Origin of the sequence: Psychrobacter sp. JCM 18900 (assembly GCF_904846625.1) — a bacterium.
Lineage (GTDB): Bacteria > Pseudomonadota > Gammaproteobacteria > Pseudomonadales > Moraxellaceae > Psychrobacter.
Map to the genome: position 1 here is coordinate 151,918 of NZ_CAJHBL010000003.1, position 26,253 is coordinate 178,170.

23 protein-coding genes and 2 tRNA genes are annotated in these 26,253 nt (G+C 42.1%); 18 read left to right on the forward strand and 7 right to left on the reverse strand.

Features of this window, described 5'->3' with window-relative positions:
* Positions 1-25: 25 nt before the first annotated feature.
* The 14 genes from tpiA to pnp all read left to right on the forward strand — a co-directional run bounded on the left by tpiA (position 26) and on the right by pnp (position 13,832).
* Entirely contained in the window at positions 26-838 is an 813-nt protein-coding gene (tpiA, locus tag JMX96_RS06255) for a triose-phosphate isomerase (protein WP_201568138.1), read from the forward strand.
* A gap of 214 nt (positions 839-1,052) precedes the next feature.
* A complete protein-coding gene (gene secG / locus JMX96_RS06260) occupies positions 1,053-1,361 on the forward strand; it encodes a preprotein translocase subunit SecG (protein WP_201568139.1) in 309 nt (102 codons plus the stop codon).
* Positions 1,362-1,502: 141 nt separating this feature from the next.
* Positions 1,503-1,586: transfer RNA gene (locus JMX96_RS06265), tRNA-Leu, on the forward strand.
* 123 nt (positions 1,587-1,709) lie between these two features.
* A tRNA-Met gene (locus JMX96_RS06270) sits at positions 1,710-1,786 on the forward strand.
* Between the two features lie 452 nt (positions 1,787-2,238).
* The gene (gene rimP / locus JMX96_RS06275) at positions 2,239-2,739 is read left to right on the forward strand and encodes a ribosome maturation factor RimP (RefSeq protein WP_057757748.1); all 501 of its coding nucleotides are present in this window, start codon (positions 2,239-2,241) and stop codon (positions 2,737-2,739) included.
* A gap of 135 nt (positions 2,740-2,874) precedes the next feature.
* Entirely contained in the window at positions 2,875-4,359 is a 1,485-nt protein-coding gene (nusA, locus tag JMX96_RS06280; protein WP_057757751.1) for a transcription termination factor NusA, read from the forward strand.
* A 148-nt stretch (positions 4,360-4,507) separates the two neighbouring features.
* Positions 4,508-7,234, forward strand: coding sequence for a translation initiation factor IF-2 (gene infB, locus JMX96_RS06285; RefSeq protein WP_201568140.1), 2,727 nt, complete (start codon positions 4,508-4,510; stop codon positions 7,232-7,234).
* Between the two features lie 204 nt (positions 7,235-7,438).
* Positions 7,439-7,828, forward strand: a complete 390-nt coding sequence (locus tag JMX96_RS06290) for a ribosome-binding factor A (RefSeq protein ID WP_102078739.1) — start codon at positions 7,439-7,441, stop codon at positions 7,826-7,828.
* Positions 7,829-7,837: 9 nt separating this feature from the next.
* Positions 7,838-8,932: a tRNA pseudouridine(55) synthase TruB gene (gene truB, locus JMX96_RS06295; RefSeq protein ID WP_201568141.1), complete on the forward strand. Its 1,095-nt coding sequence runs from the start codon at positions 7,838-7,840 to the stop codon at positions 8,930-8,932.
* 386 nt (positions 8,933-9,318) lie between these two features.
* Entirely contained in the window at positions 9,319-9,843 is a 525-nt protein-coding gene (locus tag JMX96_RS06300) for a type 1 glutamine amidotransferase domain-containing protein (RefSeq protein ID WP_201568142.1), read from the forward strand.
* 97 nt (positions 9,844-9,940) lie between these two features.
* Positions 9,941-10,102 (forward strand): hypothetical protein, encoded by a 162-nt coding sequence (locus JMX96_RS06305; RefSeq protein WP_201568143.1) that lies wholly within the window; start codon positions 9,941-9,943, stop codon positions 10,100-10,102.
* Between the two features lie 114 nt (positions 10,103-10,216).
* Positions 10,217-10,393 carry a hypothetical protein gene (locus JMX96_RS06310; protein WP_201568144.1) on the forward strand — a complete coding sequence of 59 codons (177 nt, stop codon included), beginning with the start codon at positions 10,217-10,219 and terminating at the stop codon, positions 10,391-10,393.
* Between the two features lie 379 nt (positions 10,394-10,772).
* Positions 10,773-11,039, forward strand: coding sequence for a 30S ribosomal protein S15 (rpsO, locus tag JMX96_RS06315; RefSeq protein WP_045443035.1), 267 nt, complete (start codon positions 10,773-10,775; stop codon positions 11,037-11,039).
* Positions 11,040-11,729: 690 nt separating this feature from the next.
* Positions 11,730-13,832, forward strand: a complete 2,103-nt coding sequence (gene pnp / locus JMX96_RS06320) for a polyribonucleotide nucleotidyltransferase (RefSeq protein WP_201568145.1) — start codon at positions 11,730-11,732, stop codon at positions 13,830-13,832.
* Positions 13,833-13,951: 119 nt separating this feature from the next.
* On the opposite strand, the gene JMX96_RS06325 is transcribed toward pnp, so the two are convergent.
* From JMX96_RS06325 to JMX96_RS06340, 4 genes are all read right to left on the reverse strand, one after another.
* Positions 13,952-14,515, reverse strand: coding sequence for a hypothetical protein (locus tag JMX96_RS06325; protein ID WP_201568146.1), 564 nt, complete (start codon positions 14,513-14,515; stop codon positions 13,952-13,954).
* 33 nt (positions 14,516-14,548) lie between these two features.
* Positions 14,549-15,097: a hypothetical protein gene (locus tag JMX96_RS06330; protein ID WP_201568147.1), complete on the reverse strand. Its 549-nt coding sequence runs from the start codon at positions 15,095-15,097 to the stop codon at positions 14,549-14,551.
* Positions 15,098-15,239: 142 nt separating this feature from the next.
* Positions 15,240-15,497, reverse strand: a complete 258-nt coding sequence (locus JMX96_RS06335) for a YheV family putative metal-binding protein (RefSeq protein WP_201568148.1) — start codon at positions 15,495-15,497, stop codon at positions 15,240-15,242.
* Positions 15,498-17,693, reverse strand: a complete 2,196-nt coding sequence (locus JMX96_RS06340) for a M3 family metallopeptidase (protein WP_201568149.1) — start codon at positions 17,691-17,693, stop codon at positions 15,498-15,500.
* 496 nt (positions 17,694-18,189) lie between these two features.
* On the opposite strand from JMX96_RS06340, the gene JMX96_RS06345 reads away from it, so the two are divergent.
* The 4 genes from JMX96_RS06345 to JMX96_RS06360 all read left to right on the forward strand — a co-directional run bounded on the left by JMX96_RS06345 (position 18,190) and on the right by JMX96_RS06360 (position 22,537).
* On the forward strand, positions 18,190-19,302 hold the full coding sequence (locus JMX96_RS06345; RefSeq protein WP_201568150.1) for a hypothetical protein: 1,113 nt from the start codon (positions 18,190-18,192) through the stop codon (positions 19,300-19,302).
* Between the two features lie 208 nt (positions 19,303-19,510).
* Positions 19,511-20,266, forward strand: a complete 756-nt coding sequence (locus JMX96_RS06350; RefSeq protein ID WP_201568151.1) for an endonuclease/exonuclease/phosphatase family protein — start codon at positions 19,511-19,513, stop codon at positions 20,264-20,266.
* A 186-nt stretch (positions 20,267-20,452) separates the two neighbouring features.
* A complete protein-coding gene (locus JMX96_RS06355) occupies positions 20,453-21,484 on the forward strand; it encodes an NADP-dependent oxidoreductase (protein ID WP_201568152.1) in 1,032 nt (343 codons plus the stop codon).
* Between the two features lie 195 nt (positions 21,485-21,679).
* On the forward strand, positions 21,680-22,537 hold the full coding sequence (locus JMX96_RS06360) for an EcsC family protein (protein ID WP_201568153.1): 858 nt from the start codon (positions 21,680-21,682) through the stop codon (positions 22,535-22,537).
* Positions 22,538-22,569: 32 nt separating this feature from the next.
* Here JMX96_RS06360 and JMX96_RS06365 read toward each other — a convergent pair whose 3' ends face one another.
* From JMX96_RS06365 to JMX96_RS06375, 3 genes are all read right to left on the reverse strand, one after another.
* Complete coding sequence (locus JMX96_RS06365; protein WP_201568154.1) at positions 22,570-23,187, reverse strand: alpha-ketoglutarate-dependent dioxygenase AlkB family protein; 618 nt, start codon at positions 23,185-23,187, stop codon at positions 22,570-22,572.
* Positions 23,188-23,207: 20 nt separating this feature from the next.
* The gene (locus tag JMX96_RS06370) at positions 23,208-24,098 is read right to left on the reverse strand and encodes an alpha/beta fold hydrolase (RefSeq protein WP_201568155.1); all 891 of its coding nucleotides are present in this window, start codon (positions 24,096-24,098) and stop codon (positions 23,208-23,210) included.
* A gap of 81 nt (positions 24,099-24,179) precedes the next feature.
* Positions 24,180-26,096: an ABC transporter ATP-binding protein gene (locus tag JMX96_RS06375; protein WP_201568156.1), complete on the reverse strand. Its 1,917-nt coding sequence runs from the start codon at positions 26,094-26,096 to the stop codon at positions 24,180-24,182.
* Between the last annotated feature and the right edge of the window lie 157 nt (positions 26,097-26,253).

Consider the following 26,253-nt stretch of genomic DNA (forward strand, 5'->3'; position numbering starts at 1 on the left):
AATACATGAGACAAGGTAAATAAGTATGCAAGCTTGGGTAATTGGCAATTGGAAACAGAATCCTGCGACTAACAGTGCTGTCAATGCACTATTGGACGACTTATTGACTAAAGTTAATACTGAAGAACAAGCCAACTCGCAGGCATCAAAAAACCGCTGTAAATTAATGGTAGCGCCAAGTTGTGTTCATTTAAGTACAGTGAGTACGCGTCTAGCAGATAGCTCAATACTCTGTGCAGCACAGGACATTAGTACTTATAGTGCAAGTACAGGAGCCTATACTGGTGACTGCTCAGCACAGCAGGTAGCAGATGCAGGTGCTACTTGGACGCTACTTGGCCACTCTGAGCGTCGTCAATATCACAAAGAGTCTCATGAATGCCTGATAAGCAAATTGTCTCATGCGTTTTCTCAGAAATTAGGTGTGGTATTTTGTATCGGCGAAACACAAGAGCAGTATGACAATGGTCAAACACTCGACATTATCAATGAGCAACTCTCGGTTATTAAGGATTTACTGACTCAGCAGCCAGATTTAGCATCATCGTTATTTGAAAAGCTGCTCGTCGCTTACGAACCTGTATGGGCGATTGGTACAGGTAAAGTGCCTACTGTGGCAGAAGTAAGTAAGACTCATCAGTATATTAAGCAAACGGTTGCAAGCTTTGCTGATATAGCAGATACGATTACCGTGCTGTATGGCGGTAGTGTTAATGCTGATAATGCTAGTAGCTTTGCTTCTGACGTTATGATTGATGGCGCATTAGTGGGCGGTGCTTCATTAAAAGCGGAGAGCTTTTTAGCGATTGCTAGTGCATTTAACCAAGCCAATGCTTAAATGAATAAATAACGCTCAGATATCAAGATCATAGCTTATAGACAGTATGGTTTCATCAGTTGGTAAAAGTAGGTTTAACACTACCCTTGCAATCGTGTACAATGCGCCTTATTTATATAGTCGATCTGGCATTTGATTATGCCGATTGTCATTCTATTAACCTTACGTTTTATTTTCCGTTATCAGTCGTCATTACGCGGCAAAAGAGGCCACCATGTTTACGTTTATATTAGCCCTGCATATTATTGTGGCCATTGCCATGATCGGCTTGATTCTGATACAGCATGGTAAAGGGGCAGACGCTGGAGCTTCTTTTGGTGCTGGTTCATCAGGTACCGTGTTTGGCGCAGCAGGTACTGCTAACTTTTTGACGCGTGCCACGGCAGTACTAACGGTCGTATTTTTTATTACGAGTATGACGCTTGCCGTTCATGCTCGTAAGCAAGCAGAAGATCAGTTTCGTCTAGATGCGCCAGCTTCAGCACCGCAAACGCCGCGTCCAATGACTCAACATTCAGAGTAAGCCTCTTTTAAGTAGGCAGCGCTTGCTATTTTGGTAGGTTAGATTTACAATGCTTTCCTGTTTTCGCAACTCCTGTTCTATAGATGCCTACCTTAAGCATCATTGATTATAGACTGGACGATAGAGACAGAGCAGTACAATGCGATTGTGGTGGAATGGTAGACACGCCATCTTGAGGGGGTGGTGGCGAAAGCTGTGGGGGTTCAAGTCCCCCCAATCGCACCAAGTTTTACAGACGCAGCATAGCGTCAGGTTGGATTTTTAGCAGATAATACTTATTTTATAATTAATTTAAAAAAAGTATTGACACTTCTACGAAACCTCCCTATAATATGCGTTCTAGATTGATGCGGGGTGGAGCAGTCTGGTAGCTCGTCGGGCTCATAACCCGAAGGTCGTTGGTTCAAATCCAGCCCCCGCTACCACTTTTTATACTGATGTTTTGTACACTAAATTTGTCAGTGCCGATTAGCCCACCATTATGTTTGTGGGTTTTTTTGTATCTGAAGGTCAGTGTTATCGCGGTATCTATCCTACTTATGCTAAGCTCTAAGTCTATAGAGTACGATATTACTCGTCACTGGTCATCATCGGCCGCTACCGGCACGATGCTTCTTAAGCAACACTATCTTTTATTCCTCATACTTTTATCGATAGTAGTGCTTTATAAATAATAAAAGCATTGTTTGGCCGAGCTTGATGTTTTTTACGCTCGTCCCTATATAAATGCATAATATGTATCATATATTTGTGATTTAAAATTATATACTGACCGTGATTCTTATCATCATAAGATTGCTATATATAGATAAGAGTCAATTTTTAATACGGTTTACTAAGTACGATAGATAAGTGAATAGGAAAATACAAAGAGATTATGAAGCTTTCGACTAAAGTTGCAGAACTGACTAATATTATTGCCCCTGCCGTGGCCGCTTGTGATGTGTCATTATGGGGTATCGAGTTTGCGCCACAAGGTCGTCGCTCTTTACTACGTATCTATATTGAGGCATTGCCAGAAGAGCAAGCCCAAGATAAACAAGTAACGATTGAAGACTGCGCGGCAGTAAACCATCAAGTAAGCGGTATCTTAGAAGTTCATGATCCTATCGCTGGTGAGTACATCTTAGAAGTATCTTCACCTGGTTTTGATCGTGCGTTTTTCTCAGATGAGCAAATGCATGCGTATGTTGGTCAAACTGTTAGCTTGCGTCTGATTCAAGCTATCGGTACAGGCGATCAAAAACGTCGTAAAGCCACAGGTACTTTAGATAGTATTGATGAAAACTCTTTAAAACTAACGTCAAGTGATGGCGAGCAGTTTGAGATTGCACTAAGTAATATTGATAAAGCCAATTTGATTTATGAAGATGCCTAGGTTTTTACTAGGGTAACTGTTTATAGGTAGACAGTTTTATCTTCCAATAGCTTATGTGGCTTATAGCAACTATATAATAGCAGCACCCAAATTATAAAATTTAAGTCAATTAAAAAATGATAGGACAGGTATAGCATGAGTCGTGAAATCTTAACGGTAGTAGAAACTGTCAGTAATGAAAAGGGCTTAAATCCTGAAGATATCTTTGAAGCAATTGAAGACGCTTTGGTGGTATCGACTAAGAAAAAAGTATATACCGAGCAGCCAGAAGTGGCTGTACGGGTAGCGATCGACCGTGCAACTGGCGATTACGATACTTATCGTTACTGGACAGTGGTTGCAGATGAAGACCATGAGATGCCAGCTTGTCAGCTTGCTATCACCGATCTTGATCAGGAAGAATGGTCAATTGGTGATATTAAAGAAGAGCAAATTGAATCAATCGAATTTGGTCGTATTGCTGCTACTCAAGCCAAACAAGTCATCATCCAAAAGATTCGTGAAGCTGAGCGTGCATTAGTTGCAGATGCTTTCGAGCCACGTGTTGGTGAGATGATGTATGGCGAAGTCAAAAAACAGACTCGTGATGGCTATATCATCGATTTGGGTGACAATGCTGAAGGTTATTTGTCACGTGATCAAATGTTGCCACGTGAACAACTCCGTGCAAAGTCGCGTATCAACGCTATCTTGTACCATGTAAACCGTGAAAACCGTGGTGCCCAGTTACTGTTATCTCGTACGCATCCTGAAATGCTATCAGCATTGATGCAAAAGGAAGTACCTGAGATTGCAGAACAAATTATTGAAATTCGTAACGTCGCTCGTCTGCCAGGTACTCGTGCTAAAATAGCTGTGAAAACCAACGATCATCGTATCGATCCAGTTGGTGCTTGTATTGGTATGCGTGGTACACGTATTCAAGCAGTACAGCAAGAGCTAGACGGTGAGCGTATTGATGTGGTGGTATGGTCAGATGATCCTGCCCAGTTCATCATCAGCTCTCTAGAGCCTGCTGACGTAAGCAGTATCATTTTAGATGAAGATACTCAAACAGCAGACATTATCTTTAGCACCAATGATCAGTTGGCGCGTGCTATTGGCTCACAAGGTCAAAACGTACGTCTAGCGTCTGAATTGACGGGCTATAAGCTTAATATGATGCTCGAAGAAGAGTATCAGCAACGTCAACAAAACGAATCAAAAGCGTTTATTGAATTATTCTATGAGCGTCTAGAAGTAGATAAAGATTTAGCACAGGCATTGGTTGATATTGGTTTTACCAGTATCGAAGAAGTGGCCTATGTACCAGTTGAGACTTTCTATGATATCGAAGGTCTAGACGATGAAGCGATTGATATGATTCAAGAGCGTGCTAAAGAAGTTGTCATCGCTGATGAACTGGTCAAACAACAGAACATGAAAGAGCCAAGTCAAGAGCTTCAAGAGCTTGAAGGTATGACAGTCAGTTGGGCTTATAAAATGGCGCAAAAAGACATCATTACTGTTGATGACTTGGCAGAACAAGCCGTCTTCGATCTAGAAGATATCGAAGGATTAGACTCTGAAACTGCAGGAAAACTCATCATGAAAGCTCGGGAATCTTGGTTCGATGAATAAGCGGTAACTGCATATCGCTGTCTTTTGGTGATATGCTATTGAGAATAAAGCGCTGATATCTATTTATAAGTATCAGCCTTAACCCAATCATTTGTAGCCAACAACTGAATTGAACATATAGCAAATAATAGACAGTAGGTGATAATAAATGGCAGATAAGACCGTCAAAGAACTGGCAGAAATGGTAGGCAAAACTACAGATGCTGTAAAGCAGCAATTAGTAGATGCTGGCCTGCCTGCTCGCGCAGAGGATGACCTAGTCACCGAGCTTGAGCAAGAAAAGCTGGTGACGTATTTAAAGCAAAGTCATGGTCAACAAGAAAAGCGTCGTATTAGTCTTAAATCTAAGACGACCAGTACTGCACGTGTGACCGGCTCTTCTGGTAAATCTAAGAGCGTCAACGTAGAAGTGCGTAAAAAGAAAGTATTTGAAAAGCCTGATCCAGAAAAAATGGCTGAAGAGTTAGCCGCTCGTGAGCAGGCTCTAATTGAGTCTCAAGAACGTGCAGCAAAAGAAGCTGAAGAACGCGCCGCTACTAAGAAAAAAGCGGAAGAGCGTCAAGCAGCAACGCTAGCAGCAATGCGCGCAAGCTTAGGCTCTAGCAAAAAATCAGACGACAAGAATGATGATATTTCTACATCAGTTGTCGTCAAAAAAGGCGGCAAAGCGACGGCTGAAGTTAAGCCTAAAGAGCAGCCGAAGAAGAAAGTTGCTGCAACTAAGCCTAAAGTTGAAACCGCTGCTGAACGTAAAGCTCGTGAGACTCGTGAGAAAGAAGAAGCACGTCTGCGTGAAATCGAATTAGAAACCCGCCGCACACAAGCTGAAGAAGCGCAAAAGCGTACACTTGAGCAAATGCGCAAAATGGCTGGTAAATATACAGATCGTGAACCTGTTACTGAAGTACGTAAAGATGAGCCATTGGCTGAAGGTTTGGTCGGTGATGCACTAGAAGAGTCTTTCGAAAAAGAACGTCGCGAAATCAAACGCGGTTCGAACAGTACTGGTACTCGTGGTCGTCGTCGTAAGAACCAAGATGAGCGCGAAATCAAAAACCGCAAAAACGGTTTGCGTTCAACTCAAGCATCACAGCATAAGTTTGAAAAACCTGTTGAAAAAATCGTCTATGATGTCGAGATTAGTGAGCAAATTTCAGTTGCCGATCTTGCGCAGCGCATGGCAGTTAAAGCTCGCGAAGTAACCAAATTACTTATGAAAATGGGTGAAATGGCTCGTGAGTCAGATACGATTGATCAAGCAACCGCAAGCTTGCTTGTTGAAGAAATGGGCCACAACCCAGTACCAGTTAGTGATACTAAAGTCGAAGATGACTTACAATACGCAGTTGATGAGCGTAGTAGTAACATCCAGACTCGTCCACCAGTAGTGACTATCATGGGTCACGTCGATCATGGTAAGACCTCACTACTAGATAAAATTCGTGAAACGAAAGTTGCGAATGGTGAAGCGGGCGGCATTACACAGCATATCGGTGCTTACCACGTAAAAACTGATCGCGGTGTTATTACTTTCCTTGATACTCCAGGTCACGCAGCGTTTAGCGCAATGCGTTCACGTGGTGCTCAAGCGACTGATATCGTTGTATTGGTGGTTGCAGCTGACGATGGCATGATGCCACAAACAGCAGAAGCAATTGATCATGCACGTGCAGCTGGTACGCCGATTATTGTGGCTATCAACAAAATGGATAAGCCAGGTGCTGATCCTGACCGTGTTCTTAATGAATTAACGACGAAAGAAGTTGTTTCAGAAGAATGGGGCGGCGATACACCAATGGCTCGTATCTCAGCCAAAACAGGCGAAGGTATCGAAGACTTACTAGAATTTATTAGCTTGCAAGCTGAGCTAATGGAACTAGAAGCGCCATTAGACGGTGCTGCTCAGGGTGTGGTTATTGAGTCAAGACTGGAAAAAGGTCGTGGTCCTGTCGTTAGTGTGCTAGTGAAAAAAGGCACATTGAAACAAGGCGACTTGGTTCTAGCTGGTGAGCACTATGGTAAAGTTCGTGCATTAACAGACGAGCATGGCCAACGTATCAAATCAGCTGGTCCTTCTATTCCTGTAGAGATTTTAGGTCTACCTGAAACACCTGCTGCTGGTAGTGAGTTCCTAGTTGTAACGGATGAGAAAAAAGCTCGTGAAGTTGCGGACTTTAGAACCAACCGTGAGCGTGAGCGTCAACTTGAGCGTCAAAATGCCATGCGTTTAGAAAGCATGTTTGATCAGATGGGCCAAGGCGATGTGTCATTCTTGAATATCGTACTGAAAACAGATGTACGTGGTTCACTAGAAGCACTACTAGCTGCTCTAAATGAATTGTCTACTGATGAAGTAAAAGTCAGAGTGATCAGTTCAGGCGTTGGTCCTATCTCTGAGTCTGACGTAACCCTTGCAGAATCTAGTGAAGCGGTACTGTTAGGATTCAACGTTCGTGCAGACGCTACTGCACGCCGTAAAGCAGACACTGCTAATATGGATATTCGCTACTACAGCGTAATCTATGGTTTGATCGATGATGTGAAATCAGCAATGAGCGGTATGCTTGCTCCTGAACATCGTGAGAAAATCCTTGGTGTTGCAGACGTTCGTGAAGTATTCCGTTCTAGTAAGTTCGGTGCTGCTGCTGGTTGTATGGTGGTCGAAGGTACAATTTATCGCAACAAACCTATCCGCGTATTGCGTGAAGACCAAGTTATCTTTACTGGTCAATTGCAATCATTGCGTCGTTATAAAGAAGACGTTAATGAAGTACGTACTGGCATGGAATGTGGTCTGGCCGTTCGTGGCTATGACGTCGAAGCTGGCGATAAGATCGAAGTCTTTGAAATCCAAGAGTTCGCACGTACTATCTAAAGCTGCTGTTCGATAGCAGAGTATGTATTAAAGCAACATGCGTAATCCGCTGAGCTTTTCAGATACTCTGCTAATATTCAGCTGTACTTAGGCCTAACAGGTACACCCTGCTAGGCCTTTTTTAGCAAATATCAGCCCTTAAATGTATTAATAAGCAAATGGGCTAATCAATGAAAACAAGCCCTACCAAATTAAGGTAATAAAATGAACCAACGTTTACAACGATTGTCGGATCAGATTCAGCGTGAGCTTGCTGTTCTTATTCGCGATGAAGTTAATGACCCTCGTCTAACGGGTTTTGTCACGATCTCTAGTGTCAAGGTTAGCCCAGATTTAGGCTATGCGGACGTCTATGTCACTATCATGGAGCCTGAGCTCAATGATGCTATGAACAAGACCAATCATGAAGAAAGCATCAAAGTATTGAATAAAGCGGCAGGATTCTTGCGTACAGAATTAAGCCATAGCTTAAAGACACGTACTACGCCGCGCTTACGTTTTCATTACGATGAAGTAACGGCTCGTGGTAATTACATGATGGACTTGATTAGCAAGGCCGTGACTAAAACCGAGCAAAACGAGAATGACGAGTAAATTATTATTATGTCTATAGCGTCTAAGCAAGTTGATAAAAAAGCCAATATGACACCTGAAAAAGTAAAAGTTTCAGGTGTCATATTGGTGGATAAACCCAAAGGTATGACCTCGCAGCAAGTCGTGTCAAAAGTGAAGTATTTATTTAAATCACCGATACACGATAGTAAAAAGGCAGGGCATACAGGAACGCTTGATCCGATGGCAACTGGCTTACTGCCTATTTGCCTGGGTGAAGCCACCAAGTTTAGCCATTATCAACTGGATGCTGATAAGTCTTACCAAGCGATTATCTTGCTAGGTAGCCAAACCGATACTGGTGATGCTGATGGCCAAATCGTAACGCAGGCTTCTATTCCAGTATTTGATGAAGACTCATTAGCGACTATTGCCCAGCAGTTTTTAGGTGCTCAGCAGCAGATACCACCAATGTATTCAGCGCTAAAAAAAGATGGCAAAAAACTGTATGAATATGCTCGTGCAGGTATTGAGGTTGATAGACCGCCTAGAGATATCACGATTAAAGCAATCAATCTACAGATGATAGACGATACCCAGATTAATCTCACGGTTACTTGTACGAAAGGTACTTACGTACGTGTATTAGCGGAAGATATTGCAAAGCAGCTAGGCACGCTAGGACATCTGACGGCATTACGTCGTACACAAGTAGGGAGCTTTAGCATTGATGATGCGATCGCTTTATCATCATTAGAAGAGCATAGTTTAGAGGAGCGTCAGTCTTGGCTGCTGCCTATCGATGCTTGTATTGATATCGATGCTGAACTGACGCTGACAGATGAGCAATGCACCCGCGTACATATGGGGCAACGCCTAAACGTATTTGATGAGCTAACAGGTAAGCTTAAAGAGTATGTTGCTAATATGGTTTCTATCCAACTATCTAATAATAGCTCTGTTAGTGTTGATGATAACGCTAGTACCAATGGTAAAGCTGATACTGGACTTGATGATGTGCCTCAGCTCCTAGAGCATGAAATACCTGTTGATATACGTTTACTCAACGAGCAGGGAGAGTTTCTTGGTTTGGGGTCTGTGAGCTTAAACGGACGTTTACAACCTAAAAAATTGATTCAGCGCTAATAGTCACGTTTTCATCAATGTTACTTAAATAGAGAAACTACCACCTAACATTGGCCTGATTTACTAATAGTTTACACTAATCACATACCGTCACATTTTATTGCAGGTTTCGCCTATGGTGAAACCTGTTTTTTTTGTACTCTAGATTCATCAGATAGGGAATGCTGAGCTGAAAAATAAAATGGATAAATATTATAAAAATAAAAAATTGCTATGAAGCAAATAATCAAAATAACAGACAATTAAAAGAAAAAATTAATGCAGAAAGGACGCATTTTAATAAAAATAAAATAGTTCAAAGGAAAATGTACTACCGAATAATAATAAAACTAACTTATAAAAATATACTGGCTCACAAAAACTAATAGATAAGAAGAAGGAAAGTTATGAAAACGATTGCTTTTTTACTACATAACTACTTCGAAAAAGCAGAGTACGAAGACGTTAATAATCAGCTAAAAGATAAAGGCTACAAAACACTTCTCATAACAACAAATGATAAAAAAGAAGTGCAAGCCATGCAGCAAGACGTAGATAAAAGTGATACTTTTACTGCCGATATCTTTGCAGAAGATGCTGACGTTTCTGAGTATGATGCATTGGTTTTACCAGGCGGTACTGTCAACGCAGATACTATTCGTGGCAACGAAAAGGCTCATCAAATTATCAATGCTATTCATGAAGCAGGAAAGCCATTAGCTGTTATTTGCCATGCACCTTGGGTTCTCATCAATACAGGTATTGCCAAAGGTAAAACCCTTACCGCTTATCCTACTTTGCAACTAGATTTAGAAAATGCTGGAGCAAACTACGTAGATAAGACAGTACAAGTAGATGGTAATCTAATTACTTCGCGTAACCCAGACGATATTCCTAATTTTGTTGATGCCATAGATAAAGCATTATCTTAGAATTTCGACTTCTAACTAAACAAATCTAATTAACTAAGTACTATTAAATCTCAACTCTGTACAACTAATGTTTATAACCATAACTAAGGAAGATACTATGTCAAACTCTAACCCAAACGATACTAAACTTGAGCAACAACGTTCTGATTCAGCAGGAGCAGCGCTTAAAGGTCAAACTGAAGACAATCATAATGAAAACAGTGAAGCAGCAGCAGAACGTATCGCAGCTAACTTAGAAAATGCGAAAGAAGATAAGTAAGTTTTTTATATGTCACCTGTAGTAGGGTGGCATTGATATGTTTATAGTTTGCACGTCTTATGATCGATGAGTGCAACGACAGTTAGTCCACAAAATAATAATTCAGGAGCTAATATGAGTAATTCACCGAACAATATGGACGAGCAGGAAAAAGAGATTCAAAAGCTTGCAGAAGAAATTAATCCAAGTGAGCATACTGCCCCAGACAGTCTAGCGGAAGTGACTACTGCCGCGCCTCTTGAAGATGATGAACTAGGCGGCAATGCGGAAGAATCTGACGTTAATAAGTAGCCTAGGTAGGCTCTTAATAGATAGTTATCTATTAAATACTAGTTACCAGAGACCAAAGGTAGCTTTACAAGTATTATGAAAAACTGCTGCTAGTTCAGCAGTTTTTTGTTATAATTACCCCCACATTTAAATTAGGTTTTGGATGATGTACTGTCATTAGCCCATTACTTTGATTAAGTAGTGCTATAGCTAAATGCAATATACGATTCAAAACATACTAAATGGCTGTTAACTGAGCTTGTCGTACACTAGGTCAACTCTAGTAATGCAGGGTTGTCCTGAATGGCGTACAGGTTATTTTATTTATTATTCTATTGCTTTAATACTGACTCAAATTGCAGTCTGTTTTTTAAAGTTTTTAGCATTGCCGGAGATATTTATGCTAACTAATACCGATCGTGAACAAATCATCGCTCAATACCAACGTGGCGAAAATGACACTGGTTCTCCAGAAGTTCAAGTAGCTTTGTTGAGTGCTCGTATCAATGATTTGCAGAACCACTTTAAAGCACACAAAGCTGATCATCATAGCCGTCGCGGTCTTATCCGTATGGTTAATACGCGTCGTAAACTGCTTGATTACTTAAAAGGTAAAGACCTTGGTCGTTACACTACTCTAATCAGCCAGTTGGGTCTACGTCGTTAATCTAACGACAATAGTACGAGCGGATGCTGAATTTTTTGCCAAACCGCTTGGAACTTGTTTGTTATTATCGATAAAATAGATTTTTCTAAAAACGGTGTGGAATAGTTTCACGCCGTTTTTTTATGCTTATTCGTTTTAGATACCGTGCTCAAATAGTAAGAGCTATAGCTCCTTTTATAGAATAGTTAAGAGGGGTATCGGTATAAACTGTACTAACCAAGTCTCAAATACGGTATTTTCTGACGATAATTGCGCTACTGTGCAATTAATTGGTCAATGGCTATAAATCACTGTAAAATAATGCCTTGTGAGTTTGATAGCGCATCTGCTACAGATATGGCGATTATTAATAAGATACTTATTATTTGGCTTGGTAATCGGCGCGGATAGCTGATATTTGAAAGCCTAGAAAATAGCCTGTAGGGTTTTTAGCATCGAAGTCTTTTGACTTAATGTCTTTTTGATAGTATTTATAGTAAAGCCAAAATTGCACGACCGAATATACATAATAGTACGATGTCTAACTCAGACAAATATATGAGATAACCAAGTAACGTTATTGGCATTGGTTGCGATGATTTCTAATAGAAAACATGTCAACTGATAGCCATATACACAGAATTTTAATGACAGATATCAGCTTTTTTTGACGCTGATATCAGTTTTGTCAGTCAACATTAGGAAGATTATATGACAATGTTCAACACCATTAAGCGTGAATTTCAGTATGGCAACCAGCAGGTTGTTATCGAGACAGGCCGTATTGCCCGTCAAGCAAACTCTATTTTAGTACACATGGGCGGCGTAACAGTATTAGTTGCAGCAGTCGTGAAATCAGAAGCTAAAGAAGGTCAAAACTTCTTTCCGCTAACGGTTAATTATCAAGAAAAAATGTATGCAGCAGGTAAAATTCCAGGTGCTTACGGCAAACGTGAAGGCCGTGCGAGCGAATTTGAAACCTTAACTTCACGCTTGATTGACCGTCCGATTCGTCCGCTATTCCCAGAAGGCTACGTAAACGAAATCCAAATCACCGCAACAGTTGTATCATCAGATAAAACTCAGTCTGCAGATATCGCTGCACTAATCGGTGCTTCAGCAGCATTGGCTATTTCTGATGCACCATTTAATGGTCCTGTTGCTGCCGCTCGTGTTGGTTTTATTAACGGTGAATACGTTCTAAACCCAACGTCTGAGCAGCTTGAAACCAGTGATCTAGATTTGGTTGTGGCTGGCACTAAGTCTGCAGTATTGATGGTTGAGTCTGAAGCGGCAGAGCTGTCAGAAGACCAGATGTTAGGTGCAGTATTGTACGGCCATCAGCAACAACAAATCGTTATTGATAACATTGCTTCAATGGCTGAAGAAATCGGTACTGCTAAGCAGCAATACTCTGCTCCTGAGCGTGACCAAGCACTTACCAGCAGCATGAAAGAGCAGTTCGGCGAGCAAGTTGCTGACGCTTATACCATTACTGATAAGCAAGCACGTTACACGAAGCTTGATGAAATTAAGCAATCAATTATTGATGCACTTGCTGGTGATGCTGAGTCAGAAACTTATGCTGATACCGTATCTGAGCTTAAAGAAATCTATAACGACCTTAAATATCGTACCGTTCGTGACAATATCTTGTCAGGTAAGCCGCGTATCGATGGTCGTGACCCTGAGACAGTTCGTGCGCTTGACGTACAAGTTGGTGTATTGCCGTATACGCATGGTTCAGCATTGTTCACACGTGGTGAGACGCAGGCCTTGGTTACTACCACACTTGGTAACAGCCGTGACGTCAACATGATTGACTCACTAGGTGGTACGATTCGTGACCATTTCATGCTGCATTATAACTTCCCACATTTCTCAGTTGGTGAAACGGGCCGTGAAGGTATTCCAAAACGTCGTGAAATCGGTCATGGTCGTCTAGCACGCCGCGGTGTACAAGCGATGTTGCCAGATAGTGAGCGTTTCCCGTATGTGATTCGTGTGGTATCAGAAATCACTGAATCTAACGGTTCATCTTCTATGGCTTCTGTTTGTGGTGCAAGTCTGGCATTGATGGACGCAGGCGTACCATTAAAAGCACCAGTTGCTGGTATCGCGATGGGTCTGGTTAAAGAAGGCGATCGTTTTGCCGTATTGTCAGATATCTTAGGTGATGAAGATCATCTAGGTGATATGGACTTTAAAGTGGCTGGTACTAAAAATGGTATCACTGCACTTCAGATGGATATCAAAATCGAAGGTATTACCCCTGACATCATGGAGCAAGCGCTTAAACAAGCTCATGCAGGTCGTATTCATATCCTAGAAGCAATGAACCAAGTATTGCCTGAGAGCCGTACTGAAATCAATGCTCATGCACCAAACTACGCGGTTATCGAAATCAATCCAGACAAGATTCGTGACGTTATCGGTAAAGGCGGCGCAACTATCCGTCAGCTAACGGAAGAAACTGGCGCGGTTATCGATATCGATGATGCTGGTACTATCCGTATCTTTGGTGAAAACAAAGCAGCGACCAAAGCAGCTATCGGTAAAATCGAAGCACTAACTGCTGAAGTTGAAGTCGGTAAAACTTATGAAGGTACCGTTGCTCGTATCGTCGACTTCGGTGCATTTGTAAATGTCTTGCCAAACACTGATGGTCTAGTACACATTTCACAAATCGCGGAAGAGCGCGTAGAGAATGTATCAGACTATCTAAAAGAAGGTCAGGTCGTTAAAGTACTCGTACAAGACGTTGACAACCGTGGTCGTATCAAACTGACTATGAAAGGTGTTGAGCAGAACTAATACTTAATATTTGATGTGGTTTAAGTAATAAAAAGCCGCTTTGAAATACTCGTCATGAGTATTCAAGGCGGTTTTTTTGTATGCTCAAAATGACGATGACTGGCTAGCTAAAAGGCCATTTATAAATCAATGCTTGTAGGCAGGTGTATATCGATACGAAGTTTTGGTAGGTCTTGTAAATACTCAGTTAGTAATGGCAAAGTATCAGCATGCCAGTCTAAAGGTAGGGTATCTGCTGTATTACTTTCATTGGATACGTTATCACGTGGTTTGCCTGAGATAAGCGGCCGCGCCAGCAATGCAACTCTGCGTATGCCTTGGTAACGTATAAGCGGCATTATTTGCTGTTGCAAATCAATCAAGGCAGCAGTCAGCCAACGTGTGCGCGCTGGATGATAAGGATGGTTTGATATCACAAGGTTGGCAATATAGTTTGGCTGGTTACCGTTACTACTGATACCAAGTCCGACTTGCTCACGTGTACGCTTATTAAGTAAGCAGCTACCAACGTTCAGACTACCATCGCGGCACGCACGATGATAGCGACTATAATTATCAGGAAAGAGAGTTTTCGCTCGTGTGAGTACAGGATCTAAAACGACACCAGCATTGTTGACAGGTAAAATAAGCAACTGTGCATCGCTAATTAAAATAGAGGCATGTGTGAATTGCAAAATCGCCATCGTAATCCTCTCTGTAACCAAATCAAGTAACGGTTATTGAACCGTCGCTTTATTAGAGTCGTTTGCTTCTAACTGAGCAATTTGTTGTTCGAGTAGCGCAATTTGTTCGGCCTTCATATCAGTCAACTGCTTATTCATAGCCACTTGTTCAGCTGCTAACTTCTCTTGTTCGGCTAGTCGCTGACGTTCATCTTCTAAACGATCAATCTCTTCTTTCGCCAAGCTATCATTTTCTGGTAGAGGCGCATCTAATATAGCAGTAGGGTTTGGTATCGCGTTACTGTCATTGTTGGCTGCTCCAGAGTTTTCATCTATGAGCACACCGTCGTTAATCACAGAATCATCTGATACTTCTGAAGTGCTGTCTGTGACTGATTCTGTCTGTAATTGGTCAGTTACTGGTGTTGAAGTGGCGTCATCTATAGGGAGTGTGGAATGAGTGCCAGACCTTCCTATGATAAGGTAGACAATGATAATAAGTAGCAATACAGAGATAAGTATTGCCAAAATTTTCTGACGTGATTTAGTCTGCTTTTTCTTGGAAGCGTGAGTGGGTAAAGGACGAATGTTTTCTCGTTTCATATTATGATCGATTCAAGTCAAGAATATAAGTAGCCATACTATAGCAAACTCAAAATAAAAAGCCTATCTATTGATAGATAGGCTTAATAGACCATTAAATAATAAAGTATTTAATCTATTTTTAGATATGAGTACTGAATAGTTAAGACTTGAATTTTACAGTACCGCTGGTGCCGGTTGCCATCACATCACGTGCCATCTGATCTTCTAAATGGTTCTTGGCGCTAATGGCATCAGGATCGGGGCGGTGCTCTGTGTGTCCGCATTGAGTACATTCAATATACTCATCTGGGGCAGGGTTGACGATATTAACTTGCACCACAGCGTCCATCTCCTGACATTTCGGACAACGTACCCCTGCTAAAAATCGGCGCTTAGGACTAGATGACTGATAACGCATTTAAATGACCTCGCGCGTCGTTTGAGTATTTGCGGCATCGATATTTTTAGCATCAGTGAAACCATTATGACGTAACAAGGCATCAATACTGGCGCTACGACCGCGGAAGTTTTCAAAGTTGGTCTTCGCTGGGAAACTGCCGCCAACAGATAAGATAGATTCACGGAACGCTTTGCCTGTCGCTGGATTGAAAATACCGTCTTCTTCAAACTTACTAAACGCATCAGCTGATAGCAGTTCCGCCCATTTGTATGAATAATAACCTGCAGCATAACCACCCGCGAAGATATGACTAAAACCATTAGCAAAACGGTTATAGTCAGGTGTTTGCATAACGGAGATATCATTACGGACAGTATTGAGCGTCTCTAAAATGCCATCGTAATTAAGTGCTGGCGTATGAGCATGAATGAGCAAATCAAATAGAGCAAACTCAATCTGACGCAGCGTTTGCATGCCGCTTTGGAAATTTTTCACTGCTAATAGTGCATCCAATTTGTCTTTAGGTAATGGCTCACCAGTCTCAACATGACTACTGATAAGCGCGATACCTTCAGCATCCCAAGCCCAGTTTTCCATAAACTGACTAGGAAGCTCGACCGCATCCCACTCGACGCCATTGACACCAGCGACATCACCGACCGTGACTTGAGTCAATAAATGATGCAAGCCATGACCAAACTCGTGGAATAAGGTTAATACTTCATCATGGGTCAATAAACTAGGTTTGCCATCAAGTGCTGGCGTGAAATTACCAACCATAAAGCAGACGGGCAGCTGTTGATGGTTTTGTTCTTCATAGCTGTAGCGAGATTGAAAACCACTCATCCATGCACCGCCACGCTTACCGCTACGTGCAAATAAGTCGAAGTAGAAGCCACCGAGCAAGCGATCATCAGCATCGAATAATTGATAAAAGCTTACATCGTCATGCCAGCGAGAGACTGAGTCACTTTCTGTATTTTTATGGCTTTGCTCTTGTACTTTAATACCGTATAGACGCTCAACGATAGTGAACAAGCCATTAATCACTTTGGGTAATGGGAAGTATGGACGAATTTCCTCTTGCGATAAGCTGAACTCACTTTGTTTTACTTTTTCAGCGATGTAGGCGCTATCCCACGGTTGCAACTCGTCAATGCCATAATCGCTAGCGTATTTCTGTAGCTGTGCCAAATCTGCTTTGGCAGCAGGGGTGGCTTGCGTTGCTAAGTCACGTAAGAATGTTTCAACTTCTAAGACGCTGTCTGCCATCTTGGTCGATAGCGATACTTCAGCATAATTTGTAAAACCAAGTAGCTTAGCTTTTTGTTCACGTAATGAGAGGATTTGACTCATATTGTTAGCGTTATTTAATGAGTTGCCTTTTGCATTACTATGCGTATCAAACTCAGAGGCGCGTGTGACATAAGCATGATACAGCGTCTCACGCAGGTTGCGATCGTCCGCATGAGTCATGATCGCTAGATATACAGGGATATTTAAACTGGCCACATAGTAAGGAGTAGGAAGTGCATCTATATCAGCTTGGCCAAGAGCACCGCTAGCAAGCTCACGCGCCTTGTATTGCTCGCCTGCATCTGCCAATAGTGCCAAACCACTCTCTGTTAAGCCCTTTAATTGAGAGTCTTCTAAAGGTAGGGCAAATGCTTGCGTCGCATCCAAGATATTGTCCGAGAAAGTTGCAGACAGGGTCGATAATTCACTTTGGATAGCGGCAAATTTTTCTTGCTCAGCTTGAGGTAACGCAACGCCTGATAACTCAAAGCTACGTAATGCCAGTTCAATTGCACGTGCACGAGCAGGCTCTAACGTAGCAAAGAAATCTGTGTCATTGACGATAGCTTGATAGCGATTAAACAACGGCTGATGTTGTCCAACTCGCGTACCGTAAGCAGACAGCTTTGGTAGCAGTTCATGGTGAACATGACGAATCTCATCGTTGCTCATCACGCTATTGAGATGCGACAAAATACCCCAGCTACGATCTAATGCCAAATTAATATGGTCAAAGCTCATCACATCTGCCAAAGCTTGTTCAGCGCTTATTTTTTCAGCACTGTCGCTTTCTATCACGGTTAAAGTATCTAAAAAAGCATTGGCAGCATCAATGGCGTCAATCACATGGTTTTGTAAGGTATGTGGCGCAGTGTCGGCAAAATCGACAAGGTGCAAATCTAAAGGAGAAGGTGTCATATAGGTATCCGATATCAATGAATTATTATTAATCAAAACGAGAATGAGAAAAGTCTGGCTACTATTGAAATATACAGTGTGTTCTTATTTTATATATAGATTATATAAAAGATGGGTTCGTTTGGTAAAAATACAACCTAAGCACTTTTATACGATTCAAGTAATTAGGACAGTGCTAGCAATCTGGAAGTAAATATCGAAATTCTGATACTTAGATTCAACTTCTCAAGATAATTATCCAAATATGTAGCTATGCTCGTTAAAGCAGTTCTTTAACAATATAGAGTGCTCTACTTACAAAGCGCTATCATTTGCTTGCAAATTAACCCTACAGGGAGTGGGGTATAGCTGTTAGCATCAAGATAATGGAATTTAAATATTATGCATCGACAGGATGCAAGAAAAACACGGATAGAAATTTCTACGCTTATAACAGTATATGAGTGAAGAAATACATAAAGTTAAAAATGAACGATAATAAAACAAGGAGCAATATATGAAAGCGACTCTTAAAAGTTTACGTGAAACTAAAGCTAACCCTGCAGTAAGTATCTTTGTTAAAACACATCGTGAACATCCAGATAACGAGCAAGATCCTATCGCTCTAAAAAACCAATTGAAAGTTGCCGAAGATCGTCTGACGAAAGAGTACGATAAACGCACAGCAACTACCATTCTAGATAATATCCAAAATAAAATCAGTGAGCTCAATCACAATTATAATCTTGATACGTTAGCTATATTTGCTAGTACGGATGATGTGCAAGTTATCCGTATGCCAATTGATACAACAGAACGTGTTGTGATTTCAGATAGATTTGCGACCCGAGATTTGGTACGTGATATGGCAAGTGCAGTTCATTATTATACTGTGGTCTTAACCCGTGACAATGCTCGTTTGATCGAAGCGTCTAATGACCGTGTTGTGAGAGAATTCGATAAAGATGACGATGCACAAAACAACATGGAGAACATTCAGTTCCCTGTCGAAAACAACGGACTATACACAACAGGGGACGGTGGCTCAGATCGTTCATCAAATAACGAAAGCAGTCACTTAAAAGAATTCTTTAACCAAGTTGATAAAAGTGTCCAAGAACTATGGGGTGAGCATAAAATGCCTCTTGTCATAGTTGGTGATGCAAAGAATATTGGCTACTATAAAGAAGTCTGTGATCGTCCAGATAATATCATCGCTACAGTATCGAATGCGACCAATCTAGAAGACGGTAGTGCTCAGCATATCGTAGATAGCGTGCAAGAGGCCGTAGAAGAGTATCGCACTTCACTACATAAAGCTGCATTGGGTGAAATCGATAAAGCTCGCGGTGCGAATATGTTGCAGACTGATTTACAGGAAGTATATCGCAGTGCCTTCCAAGGGGCTGGCGAGACACTTTATGTACGCCGTGGTTATATACAGTCCGCTAAGATTGATGAGAAAGCACAAACGTTAAGCCCTGCCAATGATGCGACTACGGAAGGCATCACAGATGATGCAATCGGTGAAATCATCGAACATGTCATTCACAATGGCGGCGAAGCTGTATTTATGCCACAAGACATCATGGGTGAAGATCAACCAATAGCGCTAGTAACTCGCTACTAATCTGACGATGACACCTATGCGCGATGTTCATTTATGGGTCAGCCATTTATGAATTAGCCATTGATAATACATAGGTGTAATATGAGAGCATTGGTTCAATACGAGCCAGTGCTCTTTTTATGTCTGTCATTACCATCACTATGGGTGCTATCGTAGCTGAGCTATTGATCTTTACTCCATAAATAATGAGCGTACAACTAACCAAACTATGACTACCACCTCTTTTGTTTTAACCAGCTACAACATCCACAAAGGCATGTCACCGCTGAATCGCCAAGTGAAGATGCAAGGTATTGCTCAGGCGCTAGAGTCTGTGGGTTCAGACGTCTTGTGTTTGCAAGAAGTGCAAGGCCAAAACCTTAAACGCAATATGCAATACAACGAGTACCCAGATCAATCGCAGCATGAATGGTTCGGCGAGTTTTTAGATCTGCAAAACAGTTACGGCAAAAACTCCGAGTACGAAAACGGCCATCACGGCAATGCAGTATTGAGCCGCTTTCCGCTAGACCCCAAACACAATGTAAATATTACGGTCAACAAGCTTGAGCAGCGCGGTGTCTTGCACTGTGAGGTACAACCTATCGGTTGGGAGATGCCAGTTGTCGTATTGTGTGCACATTTGAACTTGTTTGAGCGTGATCGTATCAAGCAGTATCAAGCGATTAGTGATTATGTGCGAAATGAGATTGCGCCGAATCAACCGCTCATCTTGGCAGGCGATTTTAATGATTGGAAAAAGATGTCTTGTGACAAACTGGCGTCAGATCTCGGTATGATAGAAGCGTTCAAGCATTGTCATGGCAAGCTGTTGCCAACCTTTCCAGCAAAACTGCCAGTACTCAGTTTAGATCGTATCTATGTGCGCAATTTGCTTGTGAAGGATGCTTGGGTACACATTGGAAAACCTTGGTCATCGCTATCAGATCATCTGCCTATCAGTGCAGAGCTGATGCTGCCCTAATACCTAACTATAATAATTCGTCTAAATGTATTATATTGGCAATCTATCGATATATGAACAATTGTCTTTATTAACCATATTATTGATTAATTATGTTTTCGATTGAAAGTGCTATTTGCAGCACAACGTTTCAATAAAATAGATAACAAGTACAGCCTAATAAACAAAATATAAGGATATTCTACGATGGCAACAGCGTCTACTACTGATAACAATCAACAAGCTAACCAAAACATACCTAAGACTCAGCACGCCGTACTCATACGCGAGTTCGGTGAGCCGGAAGTAATGAAATATCAAGAGGGTGCTGAGGTCCCTGAGCTACAGGACGACCAAGTACTGGTAAAAATTGCCTATGCTGGGATTAACCCTGTCGATTATAAAACCCGCCAAGGTAAAGGCTGGGGTGCGGAAAACATCCGTAAAGACAAGTTTGAGAATGATCAGCCAGCTATTTTAGGATTCGATGTATCAGGCGAAGTAGTCAGCAGTAATAGCGATGAGTTTGCTGTTGGCGATAGAGTAGCGGCTTTGACTTTTAGCGGTGGTGGCTATGCGCAATATGTGGCAGTGGATGCCAAGTTGCTTGCAAAAGTACCAGACAATGTCACTTTAGAGCAGGCAGGTGCTTTGCCTTGTATCGGACAAACGGCTCTACAGTTTGTAGATTTTGCTGATATAAAAACAGGCGAGCATGTGGTGATTAATGCACCAGCAGGTGGTGTCGGTCATTTACTAATCCAATTGCTCATGAATAAAGTGGCTCAGGATAATATCAAGGTGACGGTAATTTGCTCGCCAGAAAAGTACGCCAAGCTTGATGAGTTGATAGACGTATCTAAGCTGGCGGGTTGGATAGATTATACAAAAGATGAAGCGTTTCCTGATCTACAAGCCGACGTGCTGCTTGATTTAGTCGGTGACGAAGCAGGTGTCCGCGCGCTTAGCGTTCTCAAGACAGGTGCTCGAGTAAATGTGTTGCCAACTATCTGGGTTGATAAGCTTAAAGAAGCCGGTCAGCAAAAAGACCTAGCAGTAGCAGGCTACAAAGCGCAGCGTAGTGGTCAAGATATGGCGCGTGTTTTACAGGAAGTAGCCGATGGTAAGCTGACTTTAAAAATTCAAAAAACTTATCCACTCTCAGAAGTTGTTGCAGCGCACCACGAGCTACAAAAAGGCGATGCTTTTGGCAAGATTGTCTTAGCAGCGGCTGAGTGAATGTCAAGATTGGCTAATTATTAGGTAGTGTTTGATAGGATTTATTAGTAAGGGGATGTCTGTTGAAACCCAGTAAACTTAACTGATGACCTAACAAATCATACAAAAGTTTTATTTTGGACAACAGAACATCCCTGTAGTCTTTGCTTATTTATCATAGGATAGAAAGCGAACGATACTAATAAAGGGAATAATATGACTATCAACAATAAGACTACCAATGAAAAAATAACTGACCAGGTTGCTTATGAATCCAAAGTCCGTGAAGAAATAGAAGCATGGAAGAACCCTGATAAAGGAATTTTGGATAAAACGCTAGCAGTGCTTAATACCCCTGTGGTAGCAGCCGGTGATGCATTAATGGAGGCTCCACAATTTGGCGATTCTCTAAAAAAAGCAACTGAAGAAACAATTACTGCTTTGAGTGATGCAGCCAATTGGACACTAGATACTCAAGATGTTATCGATAGCTATCAAGAGGCAGCAGATATTAACGACTCCTCTATCAAAACGCTGGCTGATATTAAAAGTCTACCCATTGCGGTTGTAGATAAACAAGTTAAGCTTTTTAAAAGCAAATATGTAGCGCTAACCAGTGCGCAAGGGGTGACTACAGGGGTTGTAGGCTGGGTAGGTATCCCTGCTGACGTAGTAGGGCTTATTACGGCCAACCTACGTGCGATTGGAGAATATGCAACGTACTATGGCTTTGATATCAATAATGAAGGCGAACAACTATTTGCGATGTCTTTGTTGGCTGTAGCAACTTCTGCCTCTGTTGAGGAACGTAAAGCAGCGTTAGATGACACTCAGGCGATGATCAAAGATCCAGAAACTCAAGCATTCAATCAGATTAACGAAGAAGTCATGTCTCGTGTACTGCGTCAAACAGCGACTAAAGTAGCCACTAACATCGTTAAGACAAAAGCGGCGCAAATTATTCCATCGGTAGGTGCAGTGGTCGCAGGTGGTGTTAATGCTAGCTACACTGCCAATGTTTGTGAAGCTGCTTATCAGTGTTACCGTGAGCGTTTTTTAGATCGCCTTGCATAAATATCAGATGACTCGTTAAGTCAGCGATAGTATCAAGATGTAAGCATATGCCGAAACGTTAGACTGATTCGCCCAGCATCGACCGTCTTTGTCTTAGTAATCGTATGTTTCCAAAAGGTCTGTGTGTCACCATGCATCACAACGAGCTGACCAGACTCAAGATAAAGTTCAACTTTGTCTTGAGTTTTTTTATGCTTAAAAACAAATTTACGTGTTGCACCGAGCGATAAGGAGGCGATGACTGGTTGATGACCGAGCTCTTTTTCGTCATCAGCATGATAGCCCATACCATCAGCGCCAGAAGGGTAATAATTAAGCAGGCAGGTGTTGAAATTAGCGGTAACACCGATTTCTACTAAAGCTTGCTCAATTCTCTGTTTCACGTGAAACACTTTATCTGACCATGGAACGGTTTGTCGCACGTGTCCCGAGTATTGGTAATTGGCATTTTTGTCTCCCATCCAAACAATTTGCCGAGTGGTTATATGGGTCTTACCAAATAACGTCACGATGTCTGGCTGCCAAGGTGGCTCATTTAGTAGAGTGTTATAAAGGGCAGTGGCATCGTCGATAATCACGCCTAAATCATTTACCTTACCATCATAGGGTAGTAAGTTATCGGTGGATGCGGGGGCAAAAAGATCAGTCATAATTCAGTCGTTGTAAATCCTTATTTACTGCTTTGGTAGTGCTCGTTGATGATTTGAGCACATAGTTCAGGTGCTTCCATTGGCAATAGATGCCCATAATCCGACAGCGAAATAAGACTGCTATCTGGTACAAATTTTTGCCATTGCTTTCGTACTTTGCCATTGATGAACAGGGTAGGCTTCCCTGTAATCAACGTATAAGGACAGCGTAGTTTTTTGAGTGCGGTATCGATATGAGGTGCGCCAAAATAATTGGCCAGCTCTTGTTCTGGTGCAAACATAAGCGTATAGCTACCATCTGTGTTTTTGCTCAGACTTTGCTCAGCAAATACTTGCAAGTGTTCATCGCTAATACGTTTATAAGCACGCTGCGCACGTAGGCTCTCGTAATAACTATGGGTACTTGGCCAAGTAGATTGCTTAGTTAACGTGCTTTTGAAAGGCTCGCGGCTCAGTAGGACAGGGCGTGGCAAAAAGTTATAAAAGGTGGCTTGGTGTTTGGTAAATGTGACAGGCTCGATCAGGTACAAATGCGAAAAAAGCTCTGGACGTTTGGCAGCGGCCATTGCTGTGGCTGTTGCGCCTTGCGAATGACCAATACCGACGACAGGCTTGTCTTGGGTCTTTTCTAAGAACTCAATCAGCATGTCGGCATCTTGCTCGCGCGTCAGACGGCGGCTGTGCGGCTTATCATACCAGTAGCCACGTAGGGCAAGTGAGCTGATATCAAATTCAGTGGCTAGCTTGCTCAATAGTGGTGTATAAGTGCCAACGGTAAAACTATTACCACTATAAAAATGTGCTGGCGCGCGGGGAGTAGAGCTTGAATCTAGCGGCTGATTAAATTGGCTAAGGTCATAATAGCGAGCCTGTTTTCCGCTAAGATTAATGCGGTTTGTGAATGCTTCCATAAAATAAACACTTCCTTGTGACTTATTTTGAGTGATTTTTTTGCAGTTTGTCTTCTTATGATTGAGCTTACTTAATGAATCTTAGTTGTCTTCACCTAAGAAGCCACCACTTTGACGCTGCCACAGTCGAGCGTAGACACCGTTTAATGCTAACAGTTCATCATGACTACCTTGCTCGATGATACGACCTTGATGCATAACGACCAGTCTATCCAGTGCGGCGATAGTGGACAGGCGATGAGCGATAGCAATAACGGTCTTGCCGGTCATGATGTCATTTAAGCTTTCGGTAATAGCATATTCAATCTCAGAATCTAGCGCACTGGTCGCTTCATCCAAAAGTAAAATCGGCGCATTTTTTAGCATAACACGTGAGATAGCAATACGCTGACGTTGACCGCCAGATAGTTTGACTCCGCGTTCACCCACTTGGGTATCAAGTCCTGTATTGCCTTTATCATCGTACAGATCTTTGATGAAATCCCATGCCTGGGCTTGTTTGGCAGCGATTATAATCTCTTCGTCGGTAGCATCAGGACGACCATAAGCGATATTTTCACGTACAGTACGATGTAGCAATGACGTATCTTGAGTCACCATACCAATCTGTTGACGCAACGATTCTTGCGTAACCGCATCAATAGCCTGACCATCAATCAGAATCTTACCGCTATCGACATCAAAAAAGCGCAATAGCAAATTGACCAAAGTTGATTTACCAGCACCTGAACGCCCAACCAAACCAATCTTTTCACCCGGCTTAATATCTAAGTGGAAGTTGTCCAACAGTTTGATATATGAGTTAGGAGCGCGTTTAGCAATGTTTGCACTATCAACAGTCTCACCAGTTTGTCCATTGTCTTCTTCATCATTTTCATAACTGAAGTCAACATGGTCAAATACGATACGCCCGACCGTGACGGCTAGGGCTGGCGCGTCAGGTTTATCAATGATTGTCTGCGGCGCTGATAACGTACGCATACCATCTTGAACTGTACCGATACTCTCAAACAAACTGGCTGTCTGCCACATAATCCAACGCGTCAAACCATTTAGACGTAATGCCATAGCGGTCGCAGCAGCAATGGCACCAACACCAACTGCGCCTTGTTGCCACAAGTACAATCCAATACCTGCCGTACTACTGACCAAGATCACGCTGATAAGATGGGTCGATACTTCTAAATAGCTGACCCAGCGCATCTGCGCATGTACCGTACCTAGAAATTGTCCCATGGCGTTTTTGGCGTAGCCAAGCTCACGACGCGAATGGCTAAATAGCTTTACGGTCATGATATTGGCATAAGCGTCCGTAATTCGTCCCGTCATCAAGGCACGGGCATCCGCTTGCACAATCGCTGTCTCTTTGAGCTTAGGGATAAAGTACCAAATGGTAATGGCAACCAAGACCAGCCAAATGACAAATGGAATAAGTAGTAAGCTGTCTAAATTAAACAAAATCACCCCTGAGGTGATAAAGTAGACAGAGACATACATAAACATATCGGTGACAGTCATCACGGTATCGCGTACTGCTAGGGCTGTCTGCATTACCTTAGCTGAGACACGACCCGAAAATTCATCCTGATAGAACTGCATGGATTGCCCAAGCATGCGCTGATGAAAACGCCAGCGCATCTGCATAGGAAACACACCTTGCAAGGTCTGAAAGTGGATAAACGATGACAAGGCGATCCACAATGGGCTTACTATCATGACAGCGAGCATGATGAGCAACATGTCGCCTTTTTCTACCCATAAGTTTTGCGGCGTATAAACGCCCAACCAATCGACGATATTACCTATCCAAGCAAACAGCATGGCCTCGTAAATACCGATACCAGCGGACAAAATCATAAAGATTAGTAGCCAGCCGCGTAGGCCATTGGTGCATGCCCACAAAAACTTTAGCATACCATCGCGAGGTGATGGCAATGGCATAGGGGTGTCTGGAAAGGCGGGTAGGCGGTTTTCAAAAAAGCGAAATAAAGCATTCATAGGCAGTAATAAAACATCAATAGCAGTACGTCAAGATGAACGAGAGGACTCGTTATCTAGAATCTTTACTTTTGTGATTGGGATTAGGTGCTATTTTAGCAAAATTACTAATCATAGCTGCATGCTAATTGTAATTTGCTTAAGAATAGCTGTGTTT